22 protein-coding genes are annotated in these 20,210 nt (G+C 40.1%); 6 read left to right on the top strand and 16 right to left on the bottom strand.

Annotated features, from left to right (window positions below; translation table 11 throughout):
* Nucleotides 1-40 precede the first annotated feature (40 nt).
* From J8Z28_RS09035 to J8Z28_RS09010, 6 genes are all read right to left on the bottom strand, one after another.
* The gene (locus J8Z28_RS09035) at nucleotides 41-1,204 is read right to left on the bottom strand and encodes an endonuclease/exonuclease/phosphatase family protein (protein WP_250660358.1); all 1,164 of its coding nucleotides are present in this window, start codon (nucleotides 1,202-1,204) and stop codon (nucleotides 41-43) included.
* Complete coding sequence (locus tag J8Z28_RS09030) at nucleotides 1,201-2,133, bottom strand: YeiH family protein (protein WP_250660357.1); 933 nt, start codon at nucleotides 2,131-2,133, stop codon at nucleotides 1,201-1,203. The genes J8Z28_RS09035 and J8Z28_RS09030 overlap by 4 nt, the downstream gene beginning before the upstream one ends.
* Complete coding sequence (locus tag J8Z28_RS09025) at nucleotides 2,130-2,360, bottom strand: DUF2798 domain-containing protein (protein WP_054561456.1); 231 nt, start codon at nucleotides 2,358-2,360, stop codon at nucleotides 2,130-2,132. The genes J8Z28_RS09030 and J8Z28_RS09025 overlap by 4 nt, the downstream gene beginning before the upstream one ends.
* Nucleotides 2,361-2,514: 154 nt before the next feature.
* Complete coding sequence (locus J8Z28_RS09020) at nucleotides 2,515-3,663, bottom strand: 5-(carboxyamino)imidazole ribonucleotide synthase (RefSeq protein WP_055021802.1); 1,149 nt, start codon at nucleotides 3,661-3,663, stop codon at nucleotides 2,515-2,517.
* Nucleotide 3,664: 1 nt separating this feature from the next.
* Complete coding sequence (purE, locus tag J8Z28_RS09015) at nucleotides 3,665-4,147, bottom strand: 5-(carboxyamino)imidazole ribonucleotide mutase (RefSeq protein WP_054553887.1); 483 nt, start codon at nucleotides 4,145-4,147, stop codon at nucleotides 3,665-3,667.
* 261 nt (nucleotides 4,148-4,408) lie between these two features.
* Complete coding sequence (locus tag J8Z28_RS09010) at nucleotides 4,409-5,995, bottom strand: ABC-F family ATPase (RefSeq protein WP_082401562.1); 1,587 nt, start codon at nucleotides 5,993-5,995, stop codon at nucleotides 4,409-4,411.
* Between the two features lie 206 nt (nucleotides 5,996-6,201).
* Here J8Z28_RS09010 and J8Z28_RS09005 point away from each other — a divergent pair, with 206 nt between their 5' ends.
* Together J8Z28_RS09005 and J8Z28_RS09000 are read left to right on the top strand one after the other, a co-directional pair.
* Nucleotides 6,202-6,723 carry a TetR/AcrR family transcriptional regulator gene (locus tag J8Z28_RS09005; protein ID WP_054561452.1) on the top strand — a complete coding sequence of 174 codons (522 nt, stop codon included), beginning with the start codon at nucleotides 6,202-6,204 and terminating at the stop codon, nucleotides 6,721-6,723.
* A 171-nt stretch (nucleotides 6,724-6,894) separates the two neighbouring features.
* Entirely contained in the window at nucleotides 6,895-8,103 is a 1,209-nt protein-coding gene (locus tag J8Z28_RS09000) for a porin (RefSeq protein ID WP_055197061.1), read from the top strand.
* A 536-nt stretch (nucleotides 8,104-8,639) separates the two neighbouring features.
* Here the strand turns inward: J8Z28_RS09000 and J8Z28_RS08995 are convergent.
* From J8Z28_RS08995 to J8Z28_RS08980, 4 genes are all read right to left on the bottom strand, one after another.
* The gene (locus tag J8Z28_RS08995; protein ID WP_250660356.1) at nucleotides 8,640-8,951 is read right to left on the bottom strand and encodes an antibiotic biosynthesis monooxygenase family protein; all 312 of its coding nucleotides are present in this window, start codon (nucleotides 8,949-8,951) and stop codon (nucleotides 8,640-8,642) included.
* A gap of 5 nt (nucleotides 8,952-8,956) precedes the next feature.
* On the bottom strand, nucleotides 8,957-9,367 hold the full coding sequence (locus J8Z28_RS08990) for a GFA family protein (protein ID WP_250660355.1): 411 nt from the start codon (nucleotides 9,365-9,367) through the stop codon (nucleotides 8,957-8,959).
* 21 nt (nucleotides 9,368-9,388) lie between these two features.
* Nucleotides 9,389-9,820, bottom strand: coding sequence for a DUF3859 domain-containing protein (locus J8Z28_RS08985; protein WP_250660354.1), 432 nt, complete (start codon nucleotides 9,818-9,820; stop codon nucleotides 9,389-9,391).
* An 82-nt stretch (nucleotides 9,821-9,902) separates the two neighbouring features.
* Complete coding sequence (locus J8Z28_RS08980) at nucleotides 9,903-10,382, bottom strand: GNAT family N-acetyltransferase (RefSeq protein WP_055021807.1); 480 nt, start codon at nucleotides 10,380-10,382, stop codon at nucleotides 9,903-9,905.
* Between the two features lie 80 nt (nucleotides 10,383-10,462).
* On the opposite strand from J8Z28_RS08980, the gene J8Z28_RS08975 reads away from it, so the two are divergent.
* On the top strand, nucleotides 10,463-10,666 hold the full coding sequence (locus J8Z28_RS08975) for a hypothetical protein (RefSeq protein ID WP_054561447.1): 204 nt from the start codon (nucleotides 10,463-10,465) through the stop codon (nucleotides 10,664-10,666).
* Between the two features lie 38 nt (nucleotides 10,667-10,704).
* On the opposite strand, the gene htpX is transcribed toward J8Z28_RS08975, so the two are convergent.
* From htpX to bioB, 5 genes are all read right to left on the bottom strand, one after another.
* The gene (gene htpX, locus J8Z28_RS08970) at nucleotides 10,705-11,565 is read right to left on the bottom strand and encodes a protease HtpX (RefSeq protein WP_250660353.1); all 861 of its coding nucleotides are present in this window, start codon (nucleotides 11,563-11,565) and stop codon (nucleotides 10,705-10,707) included.
* Between the two features lie 174 nt (nucleotides 11,566-11,739).
* Nucleotides 11,740-12,423, bottom strand: a complete 684-nt coding sequence (bioD, locus tag J8Z28_RS08965; protein ID WP_250660352.1) for a dethiobiotin synthase — start codon at nucleotides 12,421-12,423, stop codon at nucleotides 11,740-11,742.
* 13 nt (nucleotides 12,424-12,436) lie between these two features.
* Nucleotides 12,437-13,228, bottom strand: coding sequence for a methyltransferase domain-containing protein (locus J8Z28_RS08960; RefSeq protein WP_250660351.1), 792 nt, complete (start codon nucleotides 13,226-13,228; stop codon nucleotides 12,437-12,439).
* On the bottom strand, nucleotides 13,225-14,358 hold the full coding sequence (locus J8Z28_RS08955; protein ID WP_250660350.1) for an aminotransferase class I/II-fold pyridoxal phosphate-dependent enzyme: 1,134 nt from the start codon (nucleotides 14,356-14,358) through the stop codon (nucleotides 13,225-13,227). Before J8Z28_RS08955 ends, J8Z28_RS08960 begins: the two co-directional genes overlap by 4 nt.
* A 7-nt stretch (nucleotides 14,359-14,365) precedes the next feature.
* Nucleotides 14,366-15,406 carry a biotin synthase BioB gene (gene bioB, locus J8Z28_RS08950; RefSeq protein ID WP_054553903.1) on the bottom strand — a complete coding sequence of 347 codons (1,041 nt, stop codon included), beginning with the start codon at nucleotides 15,404-15,406 and terminating at the stop codon, nucleotides 14,366-14,368.
* Between the two features lie 98 nt (nucleotides 15,407-15,504).
* Here bioB and bioA point away from each other — a divergent pair, with 98 nt between their 5' ends.
* Entirely contained in the window at nucleotides 15,505-16,797 is a 1,293-nt protein-coding gene (gene bioA / locus J8Z28_RS08945; RefSeq protein WP_250660349.1) for an adenosylmethionine--8-amino-7-oxononanoate transaminase, read from the top strand.
* A gap of 34 nt (nucleotides 16,798-16,831) precedes the next feature.
* Here the strand turns inward: bioA and J8Z28_RS08940 are convergent, their stop codons facing one another.
* A complete protein-coding gene (locus tag J8Z28_RS08940; RefSeq protein WP_054561441.1) occupies nucleotides 16,832-17,266 on the bottom strand; it encodes an ATP-binding protein in 435 nt (144 codons plus the stop codon).
* Between the two features lie 271 nt (nucleotides 17,267-17,537).
* Between J8Z28_RS08940 and asnS the strand changes: the two genes are divergently transcribed.
* Nucleotides 17,538-18,935: an asparagine--tRNA ligase gene (gene asnS, locus J8Z28_RS08935; protein ID WP_054553906.1), complete on the top strand. Its 1,398-nt coding sequence runs from the start codon at nucleotides 17,538-17,540 to the stop codon at nucleotides 18,933-18,935.
* Nucleotides 18,936-19,090: 155 nt separating this feature from the next.
* Nucleotides 19,091-20,020 (top strand): substrate-binding domain-containing protein, encoded by a 930-nt coding sequence (locus J8Z28_RS08930; RefSeq protein WP_250660348.1) that lies wholly within the window; start codon nucleotides 19,091-19,093, stop codon nucleotides 20,018-20,020.
* Nucleotides 20,021-20,210: the final 190 nt, after the last annotated feature.

The following is a 20,210-nucleotide window of genomic DNA, read 5'->3' as shown; positions in this document are numbered from 1 at the left end:
TTATAGGATAAACAGCCAAAGATTTCCGTTTAATAACAGCTTATTTTAAGCTGATATCAAGCCATACCATACGGTGATCAGACGATGCGTTACGATCTTTAATCAAACGGAACAGTTCAGAGTTTTTCTGTGGCCAAAAAACTCCACCATCGTTTATCTCAATACCATAATTTGATGGTAAAACGTAATCAGCACGAGCTTGCCAATAAGCGGTATAGTTTTTAGCGTAATCTTCTTTATACGATTCTTTAGCGCCTTTGCTTGTTGGCGTAAAAGAAGTATTCACTAATGGATTTTTTAAAATTTGGTCTGTGGTTTTCGGGCGTGCCTTACCCCCTTCTGGCGCAGCATTTAAATCACCAACAATAACAAAGCGGCTTTTCGCTTTTAAGCCACCTTTTTGACCTTTATCATCGTAAATGTAGTTAGCATTGTTGATGTAATCAGCAACTAGGCGTACTTCATCGTGGTTACTCTTACCGTTACGGTCTTCGTCACCATCAAAAACTGGCGGCGTTGGGTGCGATGCAAGCAAATGAAACGTTTTACCTTTTACATCTATTGGTAAATCCCAAAAAGACTTAGAGCTTAGGTGAATTGCTTGCCATTCCTCAGCAGAATACCAGTCTTTACCTGTTTTAGGGTCAATAGGCATTTGTGCATTTGGCATATCTTTGTATTTGAATGTTTGTAATGTACGCGCTTTATCTAAATCGATTGGGTAGCGCGACAATACTGCCATTGCATAATGCCCCTCAAAGAAGCCAAAGCCGTGTGCGTCACCTTTGTAATGCCCCTTTACACCATCGTTGTCTAGGTCAAACTCAGTAGGTAAACCAGTGTTAACAGGTGCAATAAAGTAATACGGGTAATCGATGGCAACTTGCTTATTTTGCGATACTTGCAGGTAGTTTTTACGAAATACGTTAATGCCTTTGTCGGCATCAATATAATCAAACTCATTGAGTAAAATTACATCAGGTCTTACGCGCTGAATAATTTCGGCAATATTACGAATTTGCTGGTGGTTGCTCGCTAATGCTTTGCTTAAAGCGTCTTTATCTATTGCTTCGCCTTTTTTAGCATAGTTGGTTGCATCCATACTCACGTTAAAGGTAGCAACACGTAAATCAGCAGCCGATACATTGTTTGCAAATAAGCCTATAGCCAGTGTTAATGAAGAAGTTAATAAAGCGTTTTTCATGAAATAAATCCGTCTACTATAAGTAGTAAAATAATACTGCTGACAATGATCCATAAGATCATCGCCATAATAAAAGGTTTAATGCCCGCTTGTTTTAAGACTGAAATAGATAAACCACTACCAATCAAAAATAAGGTCATTACTAACACTTGTTTAGCACCAACATTGAGTGCATGCCACAGTGTTTGATACTCAGGAAAGCTCGAATTAATCAGTGCAGCCGCTAAAAAACCAAATATAAACAAAGGGATACTTGCTTTTTCATCTGATTTCCAAAACACACCCGCAATACTTGTATAAGGGATTATCCACATCGCTCTAGTAAGTTTAATGGTTGTGGCAATAGCAAGCGCTGATGCGCCATACGCAGCGGAAGCCCCTACTACACTACTTGTGTCGTGAATCGCAAGTGCAGCCCAAACACCGAATTGTTGCTCAGTCAGGCCAAAGTAATGGCCAATCATCGGAAACAACACTAAGCCAAGGGCATTTAATAAAAACACCACAGCGAGTGATATAGCTACTTCGTGATCTTTGGCCTTTATAACCGGCGCCATTGCAGCAATTGCGCTACCACCACAAATGGCAGTACCAAATGAAATAAGTACACCGGTGTTTTTATTTAACTTAAATAACTGAGATAAAATTTCACCAAGGCCAATAATAGCGGTAATACTGACAATAGTAAGCACAATAGAGCTACGCCCTACTTCTATTACTTGATTAAAGTCAACAGCAAAACCTAAGCCAACTACCGCCAACTTTAGCATCCATTTACTTATTTTTTGTGACTGTGCTGCAAATGGATTACCCAATATCATTGCAAATAAAGCACCTACTACAAGTGCCGTAGCAGAACCAACAAATGGTAATGCTGATACTAAAAATAGCGCAATAAATAGAAACTGCTTTGGGCGTTCGGCTATCACAACGGTGCTCTGATAAGTTTATTGGTTAGCTTATGCACCACAGGTGCAACAAAAATAACGGTAGGAAATGCCACACAAAATGCAAAAGCCCATGCTTTAAGCCAAATGGTTGCAATGTTATCGATTAAACCAACGTTAAAGATGCTGATCACTAAAGACATAAATCCAGACATAAACAGCGCCATAAAGAACGCAAATACGACTGTTCTAAATCGAGGATGTAACATAACGAACTAATATTAATATAAAAATATTAGTCTATAGCAAGATGTTCCTGACGCAAGTGCTTTGAGACAAGAGGTACAAAATTAGCGAAGTTTGTGGATATATAATAGCGATTAAAAAGCCGAGATAAACTCGGCTTTTAAGAATTTAAACTGATTAGTTTAAAATAAGTTGAGTGCTGGTAGCTGCTACACCTGGGTAGTCTTGCTCTGGCAGAATTTCAGCCAGTGCCGCTAAACGCTCACCTAATTGGTGAAGGTTATCGGCCGATACATTGATATGACCCATCTTACGACCCGGTTTAGCCGTTTTACCATACCAGTGACTTGTAACGTCTTGCGTTGCGAGTACTGAATGTGGGATTGAAGGCTGACCTAATACGTTGATCATAGCAGTAGGACGAAGACACTCTGTACTACCTAATGGTAGACCTGCAACAGCGCGCATGTGGTTTTCGAACTGTGAGCAATGTGTACCCTGCTGTGTCCAGTGACCTGAGTTATGAACCCGTGGCGCAATTTCGTTTACTAATAACGTACCTTGTACATCGAAAAACTCAATTGCTAATACACCTACATAATCAAGTTCTTGCGCTAACTTGTTAAATGCCAGCTCTGCTTGTTCTTGAATTGCTGCTTTTTCTTTACCCGCAACTGAAAGCGTAAGTACACCATTGGTGTGTTGGTTTTCAGTTAATGGATAAATAACTGTGTTACCCGCTTTGTCGCGAGCACCAATGATAGATACTTCACGGTCAAATGGGATCATCTTTTCAGCGATAATAGAATGCGGCGCACTTTCAGTGCCTGATGCTATGAAATCTGCCATTTCTGACCAGATTTGGTCAATTTGATCATCAGACTTTAAGCGCCATTGCCCTTTACCATCGTAACCCGCTTGGCAAGTTTTGATCACAAGCGGCTTGCCTAAACGCTCTACAGCAGCAACAAGGTGCGCTTTTTCTGTAATTAATTGGTAAGGCGCACATTCAACATCTGTTTTATCAAGTAATGCTTTTTCAAGTGCGCGGTCGCCACCTGTTTTAATTGCCGCTTTACCCGGATAAAACTTATTGCTTTGACAACATAGTGTAAGTACATCATCAGGAATGTGTTCAAACTCTGCTGTTATCGCGTCTGCGTTATCAATAGCTTGTTGTAATGTGCTGTTATGAACTTCACCAGTTAATGGATGAATGATTTTTTCACTACCCACATCGTAGGCAACAACATTTAAATCAAGCGGTGCACCCGCTAAGCTCATCATGCGAGCTAACTGACCTGCACCTAAAATTAGAATATTCATATTACTCTGCAGGATTAGGGTTAGCTAAGATAGTGTCTGTTTGTTCTTTACGGAAAGCTTCTACTTTTGCGAAGATTTCAGGCTGTTGGCAACCTAAAATTTGTGCCGCTAAAAGGCCAGCATTTGCAGCGCCTGCTTCACCAATAGCAAGAGTACCTACCGCAACACCTTTAGGCATTTGGCAGATAGATAATAACGAATCAACACCATTAAGTGTTTTAGACTTAACTGGTACACCTAAAACTGGCAGTGATGTAAACGCCGCAGCCATACCTGGTAGGTGAGCAGCACCACCGGCACCTGCGATAATAATTTTAATGCCACGATCTGCAGCTGAGCTTGCATAGTCAGCAAGTAATTGAGGGGTACGGTGAGCAGAAACAACTTTAGTTTCGTATTCAATGCCGAATTTTTCTAGCATTAACGCCGCATGTTCCATCGTTGGCCAGTCTGATTTGGAACCCATAATAATGCCAACAGTCATAAATACACCTCAGTTAAATAGTTTTCTAAAAAGCGGACTTTTGTCCTTATTTTGTGGCGGGTATTATATACCTAACTCACATCAAGATGCGAGTTTCAGTTGGAATTAAAAGCGATTTTGCAAGGCGTTGATGCAAATAATAGAGGTTCTATTGTTAAAATCGATAACGCAGTATAAATCGCTCTTAGACCACATCAAGATGCGACTCTAGAAGCACAAAAAAGCCATGACATGCATGGCTTTTAATCACTCATCAGCTAATTAAGCTTCTTTGCTTGCTAGGTACTCAGTGTATGTACCTTTAAAGTCGATAACTTTACCGTCTTTGATTTCCCAAATACGGTTTGCAAGCGATGATACAAATTGTCTATCGTGTGATACGAACAATAATGTCCCTTCGTATGCTTCAAGCGCTAGGTTAAGCGCTTCGATAGATTCCATATCCATGTGGTTGGTTGGCTCATCCATTAATAAGATGTTTGGTTTATGCATCATAATTTTGCCAAACAACATACGGCCTTGCTCACCGCCTGAAATCACTTTTACTGACTTTTTGATATCGTTTTGTGAAAACAGCATACGACCTAAGAAACTACGAACAACTTGTTCGTCGTCACCTTCTTGTTGCCATTGTTCCATCCACTCAAATAAGTTCATGTCTTGTTCGAACTCGTCAGCATGGTCCTGAGCGTAATAACCGATATTAGCGTTATCAGACCATTTAAATTCACCTTGTTTTGGTGCTAAACGACCTGCAAGGGTATTTAATAGTGTGGTTTTACCAACACCGTTCTCACCGATAATTGCAATGCGCTCGCCTACTTCAACCAGGCCTTCAAGGCCACTGAATAATGTTTCTTCAAAGCCTTGTGTTAAATTTGTTAGCTCTAAGGCATTACGGAATAACTGCTTTTCTTGCTCAAAACGAATAAACGGGCTTTGACGAGAAGAAGCTTTAACTTCTTCAAGCTGAATTTTATCGATTTGTTTAGCACGTGATGTTGCTTGTTTTGCTTTTGAAGCATTCGCAGAGAAGCGCGATACGAACTGTTGAAGTTCGGCAATTTGGCTCTTCTTTTTCGCGTTTTCGCTTAGTAGACGCTCACGAGCTTGCGTTGCAGCAAACATGTACTCATCATAATTACCAGGGTAAATACGAAGCTCACCGTAATCGATGTCAGCCATGTGTGTACATACTGAGTTTAAGAAGTGACGGTCGTGCGAAATGATGATCATGGTACAGTCGCGCTGGTTTAGCACGTCTTCTAGCCACTTGATGGTGTAAATGTCCAAGTTATTGGTAGGCTCATCGAGTAGCATGATATCTGGATCAGAAAACAGCACCTGCGCAAGTAACACACGCAGTTTAAAACCTGGTGCAATTTCAGACATAGGGCCGTAGTGTTGCTCTGTGCCAATACCTACACCAATTAGTAACTCACCTGCTTTAGCTTCTGCTGAGTAACCATCCATTTCGGCAAACTCAGTTTCTAGGTCTGCTACACGCATACCGTCTTCTTCGCTCATCTCAGGTAAGCTGTAAATACGGTCACGTTCTTTTTTTACTTCCCACAGCTCTTTATGACCCATGATCACTGTGTCGATTACAGAAAACTCTTCGTAAGCAAACTGGTCTTGGTTTAGTTTAGCAATACGCTCGTTTGGATCTGTGCTGACATTGCCTGAAGATGGCTCTAGTTCACCACTTAGGATTTTCATGAAGGTTGATTTACCACAGCCATTCGCACCGATTAAACCGTAACGGTTACCATCGCCAAATTTTGCTGAGATATTTTCGAATAAAGGTTTAGCACCAAATTGCATGGTGATATTAGCTGTACTTATGATAGCGGTACCCTCCAGCGGGTAAAAAGTAAAAACGAAACTGCGTGCAATTTTAAACTAAAGCCGCTTTGCACGCCATGAAAGTTTAATTAAATACACAGGCTAATTTTACAAGATCAACACTTACGACTACCTTTAGTGAGCGCGCTCACTTAATTATATGAGCACGCTCACTTTTAAAATAACTAAATACAAACAGTAGGTTAAGAATGAGCAAACATGGAGACACTCACCAACGTATTTTAGATGCGGCTTGGCACCTTTTTACTGAGCAAGGGTTTAACGATACCTCTACACGGCAAATTTCAGCAGCAAGCAACATAGCGGTTGGCACCTTGTTTAATCATTTTGCAGATAAAGTGGCTATTTTAGAAGCTTGCCTCGAAGATAAATTCAATGATGTGTTAGAGCGCGCAAAAGAAACCGACATACACCGCCCTGCTCGCTTAAAGATTAATCATTACGCACAATATTTTTATCAGTTTTATTGTTTACATCACCGCTTTTATAAAGTGCTTTTTAGCCAGCGATTATTTTCGCAATCATTCCAGCAACAACACATGGAGCTAATTCAATCATTGGTTTTTGCCGACCAACCGCAATTTAATAAAGTAAAAGCAGCTATATTGCTCGACTGCTATTTTATGACCTTGTTGTATGGCTTAGGCGCCGAAACCCCAAACACTAAACTTATGCTCAGAACGCTAAGCCAGAAAGTGTCTATTTTTTAGGCTTAGTAACTCATTGATAATTCAATATAGTGAACCTAAAGTGAATAATTTTTCCTCAAAGTCGGTTTGTTGCATGATAATTTTTCACTTTTGACCCTATTTTAGCTTTGATAATCTCCGTTCCTTAACTAAATTATACCTATTAGGGACAATATTTAATCAAGGTACTTTATGAAAAGAACACACACTGCCTTATTTGTTGCAGGCATGCTTGCCATACCTACAGCCACTGCCATCGAGATCTATAACGATCAAACCAATAGCGTTACTTTTGGTGGCTTTATCGATGCAAGGGTGATTAATACGCAAGGCGAAACTGAGGTAGTAAACGGTGCATCACGCATTAATTTTGATTTTAAGCGCCAATTAAAAAACGGCTGGCAAGCGTTTGCTTTGCTTGAATGGGGTGTAAACCCTGTTGGTAGCAGCGATATCGTTTACAGCAATCGCTTTGAGTCTATTCAAGATGAGTTTTTATATAACCGCTTAGGTTATGTTGGCCTTAAACATGACGATTACGGCCAAGTGACATTAGGTAAACAATGGGGCGCATGGTACGACGTTGTTTACAACACCAACTACAGCTTAGTGTGGGATGGTAACGCTGCAGGTGTTTATACCTACAATAAAGATGATGGTGCTGTGAATGGTACAGGCCGCGGCGATAAAGTACTGCAGTATCGAAATACCTGGGGTGATTTTCATTTAGCACTTCAAGCACAGCTAAAATCTGATGAATTTTATACCTGCGACATCGTTGATATTTCAAGAAGCTCTTGTGAAGTACTTTGGAACCAAGGAAACAATGCTGCACAAAAAGTAGAATTTAACTCGACTTATGGGGCCGCACTCACCTACTCGGTTAGCCCTAATTTAAAAGTTACTGCCGGTGTTAACCGTGGCCAGTTTGATATTGTGTATGCCGGTGGCAGAAATCAATCAGTAAACGATTTAATTTATGGTATGGGCATTACCTATGGTGATTTTTATAAACCGGGTTGGTATGCATCAGCGAATATAAATAAAAACGAAAACCACGATACCGACAACTTAGGCCGCTTAATAAAAGATGCTGTTGGTTTAGAGTCAATTTTAAGCTACCGCTTTGATAATGACATACGTACTTTTGTTGCTTACAACGTATTTGATGCAGGTAGTGACTATGTTATTCAGCCGAACTTTAATGCCGACCCTGAAGATGTGTTTAAACGCCAATTTGCTGTGATAGGTGCGCACTACTTTATGGCAGAAGACACCATTTTATATATCGAAGCGCGTAAAGATTTTAGCGACTTCTCGAGTAATGACGCTGAGCAAGAAGCACAGATGTCACAAACCGAAGATGACGGTATAGCTATCGGATTTAATTACACTTTGTAGTTACGATAAACACTAAGCCCACTATTGTGGGCTTTTTTCTAATCCAATTGCACACTTTCAAGATTGTTCGCAATATCAATCAACAACTGCTATTACTTAACAATCTTAAAATTAAAATACGTCAATATTTGAGGTTGTTGTGTCTAACAAGATAAAACTAATTCTACTTTCTTCAATTTCTAGCGTTTCGTTCATGCTCTTTTACTGGCTAACAAATGTCAGAGAGTCGGATAATGTATTAGGTTTTAGTTCCGACTTATCGGGTGGTTTAGTAATGGGGTTTGCTATTGGTGTGATGCTAGTTACATTAAGCACATTTAAGTTAAACAAGTATTGAGTGTTTTTTGGAATCAAACGTTTAAACCCTTTTGACTCTTCGCTTCCAAATAATGTGATTGTGGCTAATTATTTCATGAGCTCCTTTTTAGATCCTACACACTTACCCTGCTTATTAAAAAGCTTAAATTTAGGGGTTATGCTGAGATTGAAATTAACCCCTAAATAGTATGATGTGTTCTTTTTGTGGTTAATGGCTATTACAATGAATAATCACGTTCTACTTTAGCAATACGCGTTGTAAACGCACTGTACCATTTGTCTTTGCCGAGCTGTTGTGCGTTTAAGTGCTCAACGTTTTGTTTCCAGGCTTTTATTGCATCTAAGCTTTGCCAATACGACACCGTAATACCCAAACCATCACGAACAGACTCCATACCTAAATACCCAGGTTGTTGCTCTGCAAGTTCTACCATTCTATTAGCCACTTCTTCATAACCGGTGGTATCGTTAGATAAGATATTCGTAAAAATCACGGCGTAATATGGCGGTTTTGGTGTATTCGCTATCATGGCTGTTACTTCCCTCTACTTGGTTCAAAACCATCATAACATGGGATTTTTGTGTTAAACGTATCCCAATTTGCTTTAGAGCTTACAAAGTTATGACTGATCGGGCGCTCATTTATATCGCTATCTAATAAACCTAAGCGAATACGTAAGCGGCTTGGGTCATCTTTATTCTCGCTATAAATAGGCGAGCCACAACAGCTACAAAAATAGCGAATTCTGCCGGGTTTAAATTCAAACGCGTTTAGATGCTGCTTACCTTCTGTGACGTTAAAACCATCTCGTTGAATAAAGCCATTGGTTGCGTAGGCTGTGCCTGAGTTTTTACGACATAAGGAGCAATGACAATGAATAATTGAGTCTATGCCACCAGCAATAGTTACTTTTACTTTCCCGCACAAACAACTTCCTTGATACATAGTCCCTCTCAGGTTTAAAGATTAATAACCGCGATGCTTCCAAAACTCAGTGGCAGTGCCTTCGGCTTCCTTTAATAAGTTAAAGGATTTATCAGCAATTATATGGCCATTTAACTCAATAGTCATGCACCAAATACCTACTTTATTATCAACAGGTGCCCATATCGTATCACCTAAATAAAACTGCCAATCGTTTGTTTTAACGTACTGTTCGCCCTCAAACGGTGGCATGATCTCGCCATCTTCATCCGGAATATCTGGGTGGTAAACGCAAAATTTAATTTTTTGTCCTTTGGCCTTTTTAATGTTAACTATAAAGCCAAATTCAATATCTAACTGTGCAGGAACGTCTGTTGTAAATTCGGTGATTTGAGGCAGGTCTTTTTCTTTTGCATCCCAATGACTGTAAATGCCGTAACTTTCAATACTGGTAATTGGTTTGGCTTTTGCCATAGCTGCAAGCGCTCCTTTTTAAAAATGAGGCGCTATTTTATAGTAGCAACCCTAGCAGAACAAGATTGTACTATTATAGTAATTAGCTAACGTATTTTACCCAGTGAGTGTCATGTTGTTGAAAGCCACATTTAGTTAAAAGTTTAATACTTGCGCTATTATTTGGGTTAACTAAAGCTAACACACTGTTTAGCGGAGCAGGTACAAAGGTCGTCAGTTTATCAAATAGCATATCTAGTACCTTTTGCATTATTCCTTTGCCAAAGTATTGCGATGCCAATTCAAATCCCAACATGCCCTGCCCGTCAATTATGTTAAATATGCCTACGCTGCCAATAACCTGCCCACTACTTCGTAAAACAATAACTAAACGAATGCCTTGTTGATTATAAAAACGTTCTATGTCGCCTTGAATAAAGTCGTAGACGTCACCTTTCGTTATATCAGCGCCGTAATCATTAAACGTTTGTACTTGCGGATCTTTTAAAATATCCCATATCGCTTGGCAATCTCTATGACGAATTGGGCGTAAGTCAAAGGCTAAGTCATCGTGGCTAGACACGTTAATTTCTTCTTTTTGCTTTATGAGCTGGCATTATTGTCTTACTATAAACGCAATTTCAAGCAATTAGATTAAGTTCGATGAGTGAAGAATTTAAAGTAATTCAACCTACCACAACAGTATACTGTAAAGAACGCGGTGAAGGCTGGACCTTAACAGGGATCACCAGTATCGATGAGCATACTTCTGTGATGTTTGATGGCGTAAGGTATACCTTACCGGCCCGTGAAATTGTTGAGGTATTATTACCACAACAACTCGAGCGAGAGAAAAATCAACAATAAAAAAAGCCAGCTTGATGCTGGCTTTTTCGTGTTTAAAATTAACGTAATGCGTTAATACGCTCATCAAGTGGTGGGTGCGATGAGAATAACTCGGCAACACCTTTACCGCTTGCAATACCAAATGCCATCATTGAACCTTCTAGTTGTGATGGGTGGTTTTGTTTTAAACGCTCAAGAGCGCTACGCATTTTATCTGCACCTACTAGTTTTGCTGCACCCGCATCCGCAGAGAATTCGCGTTTACGGCTGTAGTAAGCAACAATCACACTTGCTAGAACACCAAATAACATTTGGAAAATCATATCGAACAAGAAGTATGTCCAGCTACTACCGCCCTCTTCCTCATCACTATTAAGGAAGTTATCAACAATACCTGCCAATACTTTCGCCATAAAGATAACAAAGGTATTCACTACACCTTGAATAAGAGTAAGCGTTACCATGTCACCATTTGCAATGTGAGATACCTCATGAGCCAATACCGCCTCAGCTTGATCTCGATTCATGTTGTGTAATAAACCTGTGCTCACAGCCACCAGCGAGTTGTTCTTACTTGGGCCGGTCGCAAATGCGTTCATTTCAGGGCTATCGTAAATAGCCACTTCTGGCATCGCGATACCTGCTTTTTTCGCTTGCGCAGCTACCGTCGAAACCAACCATTGTTCTGTTTCAGAACGAGGCTGTTCAATAACATGTGCACCGGTTGATTTTTTTGCCATCCATTTCGACATAAATAACGAAATAAACGAGCCACCAAAACCAAATACAGTTGAGATAACTAAAATGCCGCCTAAACTGCGATGGCTAATACCCAGTACGCTCATCACAATAGACAACACAATACCTAACACTAGCATTACCGCTAAGTTTGTAAGTAGAAACAAAAATACACGCTTCATAAAAACCTCAGAATAAACATACCAATTGTATTAACTAACGACATGGTTAAAAATCGTTAGTTAATAAAATTATCTGGGTGTTCTACCAACTCAGTTTAGGGCTTATGCAATTGGTTGCAAGGAACTAATTGCAACCAATTTTGACAGAGTATGTCAAAAGTAACAACTCAATTATTATGGGTTGATAGATAAAATTTCAAGTAAGGTTTTGTAAATTTTTAATTTAGGGGTGCCGTCTGTATACGGACTAATCGCTAAAAGCGGGAAAGGTAATGCTGATTTTAAAGTTTCTAAATTGGCGTCTTGTTCACGCATGTTTGGGTCTACATGATTTGCTATCCAACCTACACAATTTACACCGAGCGCTTTAAAGTGAGCAGCTGTCAGTAGTGCGTGATTAAGGCAACCAAGCTTCATGCCTACTACTAGCACAACATTAAGGTTTTGTGATTTAACCCAATCGCTGAGTAAATCGGTTTCGTTGATAGGTAAACACCAACCGCCTGCACCTTCTGTAAGAATATAATCGGTATGGAGTGCTTTTACATTTGCATAAGCAGTATCGAGCTTATCAAATGTCAGTCTGTCACCTACTTGGGCAGCTGCAATATGCGGTGCAATGGGTGGCTCATAGGTAAAGGGATTAACTATGTTATATTTAACCCCAATCGATGAGCTTTCCATTAAGGTTAATGCATCATCATTGACTAGCTGCCCAAATGCTTCTTCTGCACCTGCTGCAATGGGTTTAAAACCCACCGCACGCTGTTTATGTTGCGCTAGTAAGTTTAATAATAAACTGGTGACATGGGTTTTTCCGGCATCGGTGTCTGTACCCGTGATAAAAAATTCTTTCATTTTTGAGTTAATTCTATTTTTCTAGTTCTAAAAAGACAACTTGATAGCTCACTCTAGCATGCCCATCAACCAGAGGGTATGCCCTACAAACACTATTAAGTGCCTGCCTCGTTAATAACCCTTGGCGTTTTTGCTTAGTTTGCAATGAGGTAGCACCAATCGCTTTTATCGACCGCAGCGCATCTAAAGGAGAGTTATAGGCATCTATATAACATCTATCAGCGGCAAAATTAAGTTTAAACCCCGCCAATTTTGCATACTCAATAATGTGACTAGCACAATGAAACTGATTAATATGGTTTTGCTCGTCTAAACAAGCGAAAGCCTGTTTGATTTCTTTAAGTGATCCATCTACCACACAGCTTAAATAAACCTTACCACCCTCTTTTATAGAATAAAAAAGACTTTTAAGTAGCACTTTTAAGTCAGCAGACCATTGCATTGCAAAATTACTAAACACACAATCTAGCGAATTTTGCTGTAATGGTAGGTTATCCATATCAGCACACACTTTTAAACAATGCGGGTTTTGTTCTGTGCTTAACATGGAATGACTTAAGTCCATTGCCAATACAGTATCAAAGTGTGTTTTAAGCATTGCCGTGTTAACTAAAGGCCCAGCACCTAAATCAAGGCAAGTACCCTGCTGATGTTTACTGGCCATCATTTTGAATAAGTGCGCAGCCGCTTGTTTTTGAACATTAGCATGGCTCGCGTAATTTGCAGCCGCTTTAGAGAACTTAGTTTGTGTTGTTAGCTTATTACTGTGTTGAAAGCTTAAAGGCGCTTGCAGTTGAACACTCATAAACACTCCACTAGCGAATAAACCAGCTGTTTTATATCGTCAGCTTGATGAGCGCTACTTATGGTTACTCTAAGTCGTGCCGTATTAAATGGCACAGTGGGCGGTCGAATAGCGGTTAACCACACGCCTTTACCTTTAAGCTTATTAGCAACGGCTAGCGTGTGTTCTGCATCACCCAATACCAAAGGTTGTATAGCCGTTGATGATTCCATTAATGCTAAGTTATGCTCTTTAGCAAGCGCTCTAAAGTAGGTAATATTCTCTGTCAGCTGAGAGCGTCTCTTATCAGCTATTATTAACTTTTCGAGTCGTTCAAGAGTACAACTTGCCATCAGTGGTGACATCGCCGTTGAATATATGTATTCACGATTAAACTGCAACATGTAATCAATCATTTGCTTTGATGCAAGCAAGCAAGCGCCACTACTTGCCAATGCCTTGCCAAAGGTGATAATCAGTAAATCAGGCTTGATTGCCTCACAGCTCCCTAAGCCTTGCTCGCCTGACACGCCAAAGCCATGTGCGTCGTCAATCATCAACCACGCATTGTATTGTTTAGCAAGTTTACAGAGTGCTTCAATGGGGGCTTGATCGCCATCCATCGAAAACACCCCTTCGCTTACTATGAGCTTATGCTTTGCTTTCGACTTTTGTAACCGAGACTCTAAGTGCTTAAGGTCGTTATGATTAAAGCGCACCATAGCAGCGGCAGAATGAAGTCCGCCATCAATTAAACTGGCATGATTAAGCTTATCTTGAAAAATTGCCGATGATTGCGCCACGCTTTTATCTTGAAACAGCGCTTTTAATACGCTGCTATTAGCACTAAATCCGCTATTAAATAACATGGAGCTTTCATAGCCTAATAACTCGCATAAACGCTGCTCAAGCTGTTGTTGTGGTTTATTATAACCATTCACTAATGCTGAACTGTGGCTACCTAGTTGCTGCGCTTGTATTTCAATAAAATCATCAGCAAAGCCAAGGTAGTCATTACTGGCAAAATTTAAATACTGTTTACCTGCAACCTGAATAAAGCGCCCGCTTGATTGCTCAACAAGTTGACGCTTTCTCAGTAATGCATCTGCTTGTCGGTCAACAAGATGCTCGGCAATAAAATCAAAAGCCATTTAAATATTACGCTTCGTAAAATAGTTCTGATGTTGCTTTATCAGCAACTTTTGATGAAAGTGATGCTGCAACCGCTTCATCAGAATAATCTTCACGTGTTTCTGGGTTCATGCCTAATTTTTTAATCAGCATCATGTCTGCGTCTGCTTCAGGGTTTTCTGTAGTCAGTAGTTTATCACCGTAGAAAATTGAATTAGCACCAGCAAAGAAACACATAGATTGCATTTGTTCATTCATCGCCGTACGGCCAGCAGATAAGCGAACATAACTTTTCGGCATCATTATACGTGCAACAGCAATGGTACGAATAAACTCAAAGTGGTCTAAGTCTTCGACATCTTCAAGTGGCGTGCCTTTAACCTTAACCAACATATTAATTGGCACACTCTCTGGCTGCTGCGGCAAATTAGCTAATTGCATTAATAAACCAAAACGGTCAGCTGCCTGCTCGCCCATACCAACAATACCGCCAGAGCACACTTTCATGCCGGCATCACGCACGTTATCGATAGTGTTTAAACGGTCTTGGTAAGTACGTGTTGTAATGATCTGCTGGTAATACTCAGGTGATGTATCTAGGTTATGGTTGTAATAATCAAGGCCCGCGTCTTTTAATGCGTGGGCTTTTTCGTTATCTAGCATGCCAAGGGTCATACAGGTTTCAAGGCCTAGCTCTTTAACCTCTTTTACCATTTTTGAAATATAAGGCATGTCACGTTCTTTCGGATCAGACCACGCAGCCCCCATACAAAAACGGGTTGCGCCTTTTTCTTTGGCAACACGCGCTTGCTCAACCACTTTTTCTACTTCCATAAGGCGTTCACGGTCTAAGTCTGTTTTATAATGACCTGACTGAGGACAATATTTGCAATCTTCTGGGCAAGCACCGGTTTTAATCGATAACAAAGTAGAAATTTGTACTTCATTTGGGTTGAAGTTTTCACGATGCACACTGGCCGCTTTAAATAACAAATCATTGAACGGCATTTCGAATAATGCTTTTACTTCTTGGTGAGTCCAATCGTGACGGACGACTGCGTGCTCCATAATAGTCTCTTTTTTTAAATTATTGGGACGGTTTGATTGGCTTAGTCTACGACTTGACGTAACATTGTCAACGAATCGAAGCGATATAAAGTTTGCATATGATTAATAAACAACCAATAGATTTAGATTTTGATCGTGAGCATATTTGGCACCCTTATACTTCTATGACTCAGCCCCTTCCTGTGTACCCAGTCAGTCATGCCAATGCAAATCGTATTTTCTTAGAAACAGGCGAAAGCCTAATAGATGGTATGGCCTCTTGGTGGAGTGCGATTCATGGTTACTGCCATCCTGTTTTAAATGAGGCAATCACTACACAGGTTAGTAAAATGAGCCATGTCATGTTTGGTGGCTTAACTCATGAGCCTGCTGTTGAGTTGTGTAAAAAGCTAGTCAGTATCACACCTAAGTCACTCGATAAGGTGTTCTTAGCCGACAGTGGCTCTGTGAGTGTTGAAGTCGCCATAAAAATGGCCTTACAGTACTGGCTTAGCCAAGGTTACACCAGCAAACAAAAGTTAATGACACCGCTTAAGGGCTACCACGGCGATACTTTTGCCGCCATGAGCGTTTGCGATCCGGTTAATTCAATGCACAGCATGTACTCAGGGTTTTTACCTGAACATGTTTTTGTACCTTCGCCGAGTGCTAAATTTAATGGCGAGTTTAGCCCTGCTGAAGCTGATACACTTGAAAGCTATTTTGCCGCTCACCATCAAGATGTTGCGGCATTTATCATTGAACCCATTGTACAAAATGCTGGGGGCATGAATTTTTACCACCCTGATTACTTAAAACACCTGCGCATTCTTTGTGATAAGTATGATGTTTTACTTATTTGTGACGAAATCGCCACAGGCTTTGGTCGTACCGGCACCTTGTTTGCTGTTGAACACGCCAACATAGAGCCAGATATTTTATGTATTGGCAAAGCATTAACGGGCGGCATGATGACCCTATCAGCGACATTAACCACTAGCAAAGTCGCTGTTGGCATTAGTGAGGGTGAAGCCGGCGTATTAATGCATGGCCCAACTTTTATGGGTAACCCGCTTGCCTGTGCCACAGCCTGCGCGAGTATTGATTTACTGTTAGAGCAACCTTGGCAAGAGCAAATTGAACATATAAATGATGTGCTAACAACCCAGCTTGCTAAATGTAAGCCGCTTGATGCAGTCGTTGATGTACGCACATTAGGTGCAATTGGAGTTGTTGAGCTTAATCGAAGTGTAGATGTAGCAAAAATTCAACGCTTTTTTATCGAGCAAGGTGTGTGGATCCGCCCGTTTGGTAAATTAATTTATTTGATGCCGCCTTACATAAGCGACGAACAAAGCTTAACTAAGTTATGCAATGCTATTTATGCAGCCATTGAACAACAGGCGTATTAAAAAAGGAAGCTAATGCTTCCTTTTCCTTTAAACTTTACCATTCAAACATATAAGCCATTTTACTGATCATTCGAAGCGGTACTTTATGTTCACAGCGCTTGGCGTAAAGATGCTGCAATGATTTATCTTTAATTTCACCAACGATCACTTCTTTTACTTGATAACCCAGTGCAGTGGCCGCTTGTGCGTAGGCGATAAATTCCCACTTTTTAATATTAGTGTTATCAACAATTACTAACGGGATTTCTTCTGCTAGGGCATTAATAAAGCGTGCAAGGTTTAGATTGTGATACTCAGATAACTTGTACTTATCAAATTGATACACACCTTCGCTATTGTAAAAATAATCATCTGTTGCGCACACGACATAATCACTTTCATTACCAGCTACCAACTCATCAGCAAGGCTTTGTGCGTAATATGATTTACCTGAGCCTGGTAAGCCGCGAAGAATAAAAACTTGTTTCATAGCACCTGTTATACAATTTAATTAAAGACTAAAGGACAGTTATCCTATTGAGAATTGTTAATAATGCCACAAAATAACCAATTAGCGCAGCGAGAATTTAAATAAACGCAAATTTTACGCAAAATATTGCTGCTATTTTACTCAATTGAAGAAAAACTACTAAAGAGTACGCCTCAATAGTTTTTTTATTTGATTTACGAGGGTAAGATAGTCGATTCAAGTGCAATGCACAGCATTATTATATTAGGCAACTTATATCATTGGAGTGAAGATGAGCCATTTAGCGATTTCAGAGCTATTAAAAGGCAAGGTTGCGGTAGACAGCCAAGTAACAGTAAAAGGCTGGATCCGTACACGCCGCGATTCAAAAGCAGGAATTTCATTTTTAGCCGTTCATGACGGTTCGTGTTTTGATCCTATTCAAGCGGTAGTACCTAATTCACTCAATAATTATGATGAAGTAACACGTTTAACTGCAGGTTGTTCTGTATCTGTAACAGGTGTTCTTGTGCCTTCTGCAGGTCAAGGTCAGTCTTTCGAAATTCAAGCTAACTCTGTAGAAGTATTAGGTTGGGTTGAGAATCCAGACACCTACCCTATGTCTGCGAAACGTCACAGCATTGAATATTTACGTGAGCACGCACACCTTCGCCCTCGTACTAACATCATGGGCGCGGTAACCCGTGTACGTAACTGTTTAGCACAAGCGATTCACCGTTTTTATCACGAGCAAGGTTACTACTGGATCAGCACACCGATCATCACTGCAAGTGACTGTGAAGGCGCCGGTGAAATGTTCCGTGTGTCTACTTTAGATATGCAAAACTTACCACGTACAGATAAAGGCGACATCGATTACAGTGAAGATTTTTTCGGTAAAGAAGCATTCTTAACAGTATCTGGTCAATTAAATGGTGAGACATATGCCTCAGCAATGTCAAAAATCTATACCTTTGGCCCTACTTTCCGTGCTGAGAACTCAAATACATCTCGTCACTTAGCAGAGTTTTGGATGGTTGAACCTGAAGTTGCATTCGCAGATTTAGAAGATATCGCAAAACTTGCTGAAGACATGCTGAAATACGTTTTCAATGCAGTATTAACTGAGCGTCGTGATGATATGGAATTCTTTGCACAACGTGTTGAGAAAACAGCTATCTCTCGTTTAGAAGAGTTCGTAACTAAAGATTTCGCACAAGTTGATTACACAGATGCTATCGAAATCTTAAAAGCGTGTGGTAAGAAGTTCGAATACCCTGTTGAATGGGGTGTAGATTTACAGTCTGAGCACGAGCGTTACCTTGCTGAAGAGCACTTTAATGCGCCAGTAGTTATTAAAAACTACCCGCGTGATATTAAAGCCTTCTACATGCGTCAAAACGAAGACGGCAAAACAGTCGCTGCAATGGACGTAGTTGCACCAGGTATTGGTGAAATCATCGGTGGTTCTCAACGTGAAGAGCGTCTAGATGTACTAGATAAGCGTCTAGAAGAAATGGGCTTAAACAAAGAAGATTACAGCTGGTACCGCGACCTACGTAAATACGGCACTGTACCGCACTCAGGTTTTGGTCTAGGTTTTGAGCGTTTAGTTGCATATGTAACAGGTATGGGTAACGTACGTGACGTTATCGCCTTCCCTCGTACAAAAGGCAGCGCGACTTACTAATAAGAAACGCTACATAGTCTAAAAGCCGCTTTCGAGCGGCTTTTTTGTGTGTAAATCATTAAATGTTTTAAAAAATTACAGTAGAAAGAATTAGCAAAGCCAGACATATTGCCTATATTGATAAGAAGCTAACTATTAAGGAGTTTGCGTCTACTATGCTATTTCGCTCTATGAAAGCCCTTTTGCTATCTACAACCCTTATCTCTGCACATAGTGCGTATGCAATTGAAGAAAATATTAATTCGAAGCCTATTTTTATTGCCGGCTCAACCACTGTCACTGAACTATTAATCGATATGAAAGCCGACTTAAGCCAAGAGTTTGGCAATAGCATACAAATCAGGCCAATGGGCAGTGATAAAGGCATTAAAGCCATTGCAGAAAATGTTATAGATATCGGCACCAGCTCTCGTTATTTAACAAAAGAAGAACAACAACGTTGGCCTTTTTTAAGGCAAATTATTATAGCCCAAGATGCAATCGCATTTTTTGTAAATAAAAACTTAAACATTACTGAAGTTACCACTAAAAAGCTGAGCGATATCTACCAAGGAAAACTAAAGGCGTGGTCTGAAGTTTCACCTTATACACCTGAGCTCAGTGCCAAAAATGACGAGATCCTACTTTTTAGTAAAGGCACTAGTCACGGTAGTTTTGATGTCTTTTTAGAGTATTTAAATTTAGATTATATTCAAGAACCAGGCAGTAACTTCATACGCTTAAAAATGGCGGGTAATAGAGGTTTATTTTCTAAACAAAAAGTAGAACTTTACGATCAGTTCAATCAAGCATTGGGTATAGTGCAGCGTATTCCAAATGCCATTGCTTACGATTCATATGGCGCTATTAGTAAATTAGAAAATGACAGACGTATTAACAGAGTAACTTTGCTTGAGATTGACGGTGTAAGCCCTTCCGTTGAATCAATTCAAAGTGGCGAATATGCCTTTGTTAGGCCGCTAGTGCTAATCATTAATACACAATCACCTCGTTCAAAAAAGATTGGCGACAAACTTGCTGTGATTGTTAAATCAAACAAGATTCAACAGAAAATGCTTGAGTTTGGTTACCTTCCGGTAAAATAGTAATCTGAAGATATAATACCAGCCCGCAATAATACTTAATCATTTTGAGGGATTAAACCTGTCGCTAACTGCGTCAAAAATTTCTGATTTACGACTGCATGGATGCAGAAGCTAGAGCAATGCAGGAGCAATTGCCGAGAATAACTAAATAACGAAGTTTTTGCCTTGTTATCAACAAAGTTTTTTTTGC

Source organism: Pseudoalteromonas sp. SCSIO 43088, from assembly GCF_023650795.1.
Classification (GTDB): Bacteria; Pseudomonadota; Gammaproteobacteria; order Enterobacterales; family Alteromonadaceae; genus Pseudoalteromonas; species Pseudoalteromonas shioyasakiensis.
Note: the sequence above shows the minus strand (reverse complement) of the source record. Positions and strands in the feature narration are given on the sequence as shown.

Coding starts and splice junctions, on each gene's coding strand:
- J8Z28_RS09035 (WP_250660358.1), bottom strand. CDS start 1,204: ATGAAAAACGCTTTATTAACTTCTTCATTAACACTGGCTATAGGCTTA.
- J8Z28_RS09025 (WP_054561456.1), bottom strand. CDS start 2,360: ATGTTACATCCTCGATTTAGAACAGTCGTATTTGCGTTCTTTATGGCG.
- J8Z28_RS09020 (WP_055021802.1), bottom strand. CDS start 3,663: ATGAATATTCTAATTTTAGGTGCAGGTCAGTTAGCTCGCATGATGAGC.
- purE (WP_054553887.1), bottom strand. CDS start 4,147: ATGACTGTTGGCATTATTATGGGTTCCAAATCAGACTGGCCAACGATG.
- J8Z28_RS09005 (WP_054561452.1), top strand. CDS start 6,202: ATGAGCAAACATGGAGACACTCACCAACGTATTTTAGATGCGGCTTGG.
- J8Z28_RS09000 (WP_055197061.1), top strand. CDS start 6,895: ATGAAAAGAACACACACTGCCTTATTTGTTGCAGGCATGCTTGCCATA.
- J8Z28_RS08995 (WP_250660356.1), bottom strand. CDS start 8,951: ATGATAGCGAATACACCAAAACCGCCATATTACGCCGTGATTTTTACG.
- J8Z28_RS08990 (WP_250660355.1), bottom strand. CDS start 9,367: ATGTATCAAGGAAGTTGTTTGTGCGGGAAAGTAAAAGTAACTATTGCT.
- J8Z28_RS08985 (WP_250660354.1), bottom strand. CDS start 9,820: ATGGCAAAAGCCAAACCAATTACCAGTATTGAAAGTTACGGCATTTAC.
- J8Z28_RS08975 (WP_054561447.1), top strand. CDS start 10,463: ATGAGTGAAGAATTTAAAGTAATTCAACCTACCACAACAGTATACTGT.
- htpX (WP_250660353.1), bottom strand. CDS start 11,565: ATGAAGCGTGTATTTTTGTTTCTACTTACAAACTTAGCGGTAATGCTA.
- bioD (WP_250660352.1), bottom strand. CDS start 12,423: ATGAAAGAATTTTTTATCACGGGTACAGACACCGATGCCGGAAAAACC.
- J8Z28_RS08960 (WP_250660351.1), bottom strand. CDS start 13,228: ATGAGTGTTCAACTGCAAGCGCCTTTAAGCTTTCAACACAGTAATAAG.
- J8Z28_RS08955 (WP_250660350.1), bottom strand. CDS start 14,358: ATGGCTTTTGATTTTATTGCCGAGCATCTTGTTGACCGACAAGCAGAT.
- bioB (WP_054553903.1), bottom strand. CDS start 15,406: ATGGAGCACGCAGTCGTCCGTCACGATTGGACTCACCAAGAAGTAAAA.
- bioA (WP_250660349.1), top strand. CDS start 15,505: ATGATTAATAAACAACCAATAGATTTAGATTTTGATCGTGAGCATATT.
- J8Z28_RS08940 (WP_054561441.1), bottom strand. CDS start 17,266: ATGAAACAAGTTTTTATTCTTCGCGGCTTACCAGGCTCAGGTAAATCA.
- asnS (WP_054553906.1), top strand. CDS start 17,538: ATGAGCCATTTAGCGATTTCAGAGCTATTAAAAGGCAAGGTTGCGGTA.
- J8Z28_RS08930 (WP_250660348.1), top strand. CDS start 19,091: ATGCTATTTCGCTCTATGAAAGCCCTTTTGCTATCTACAACCCTTATC.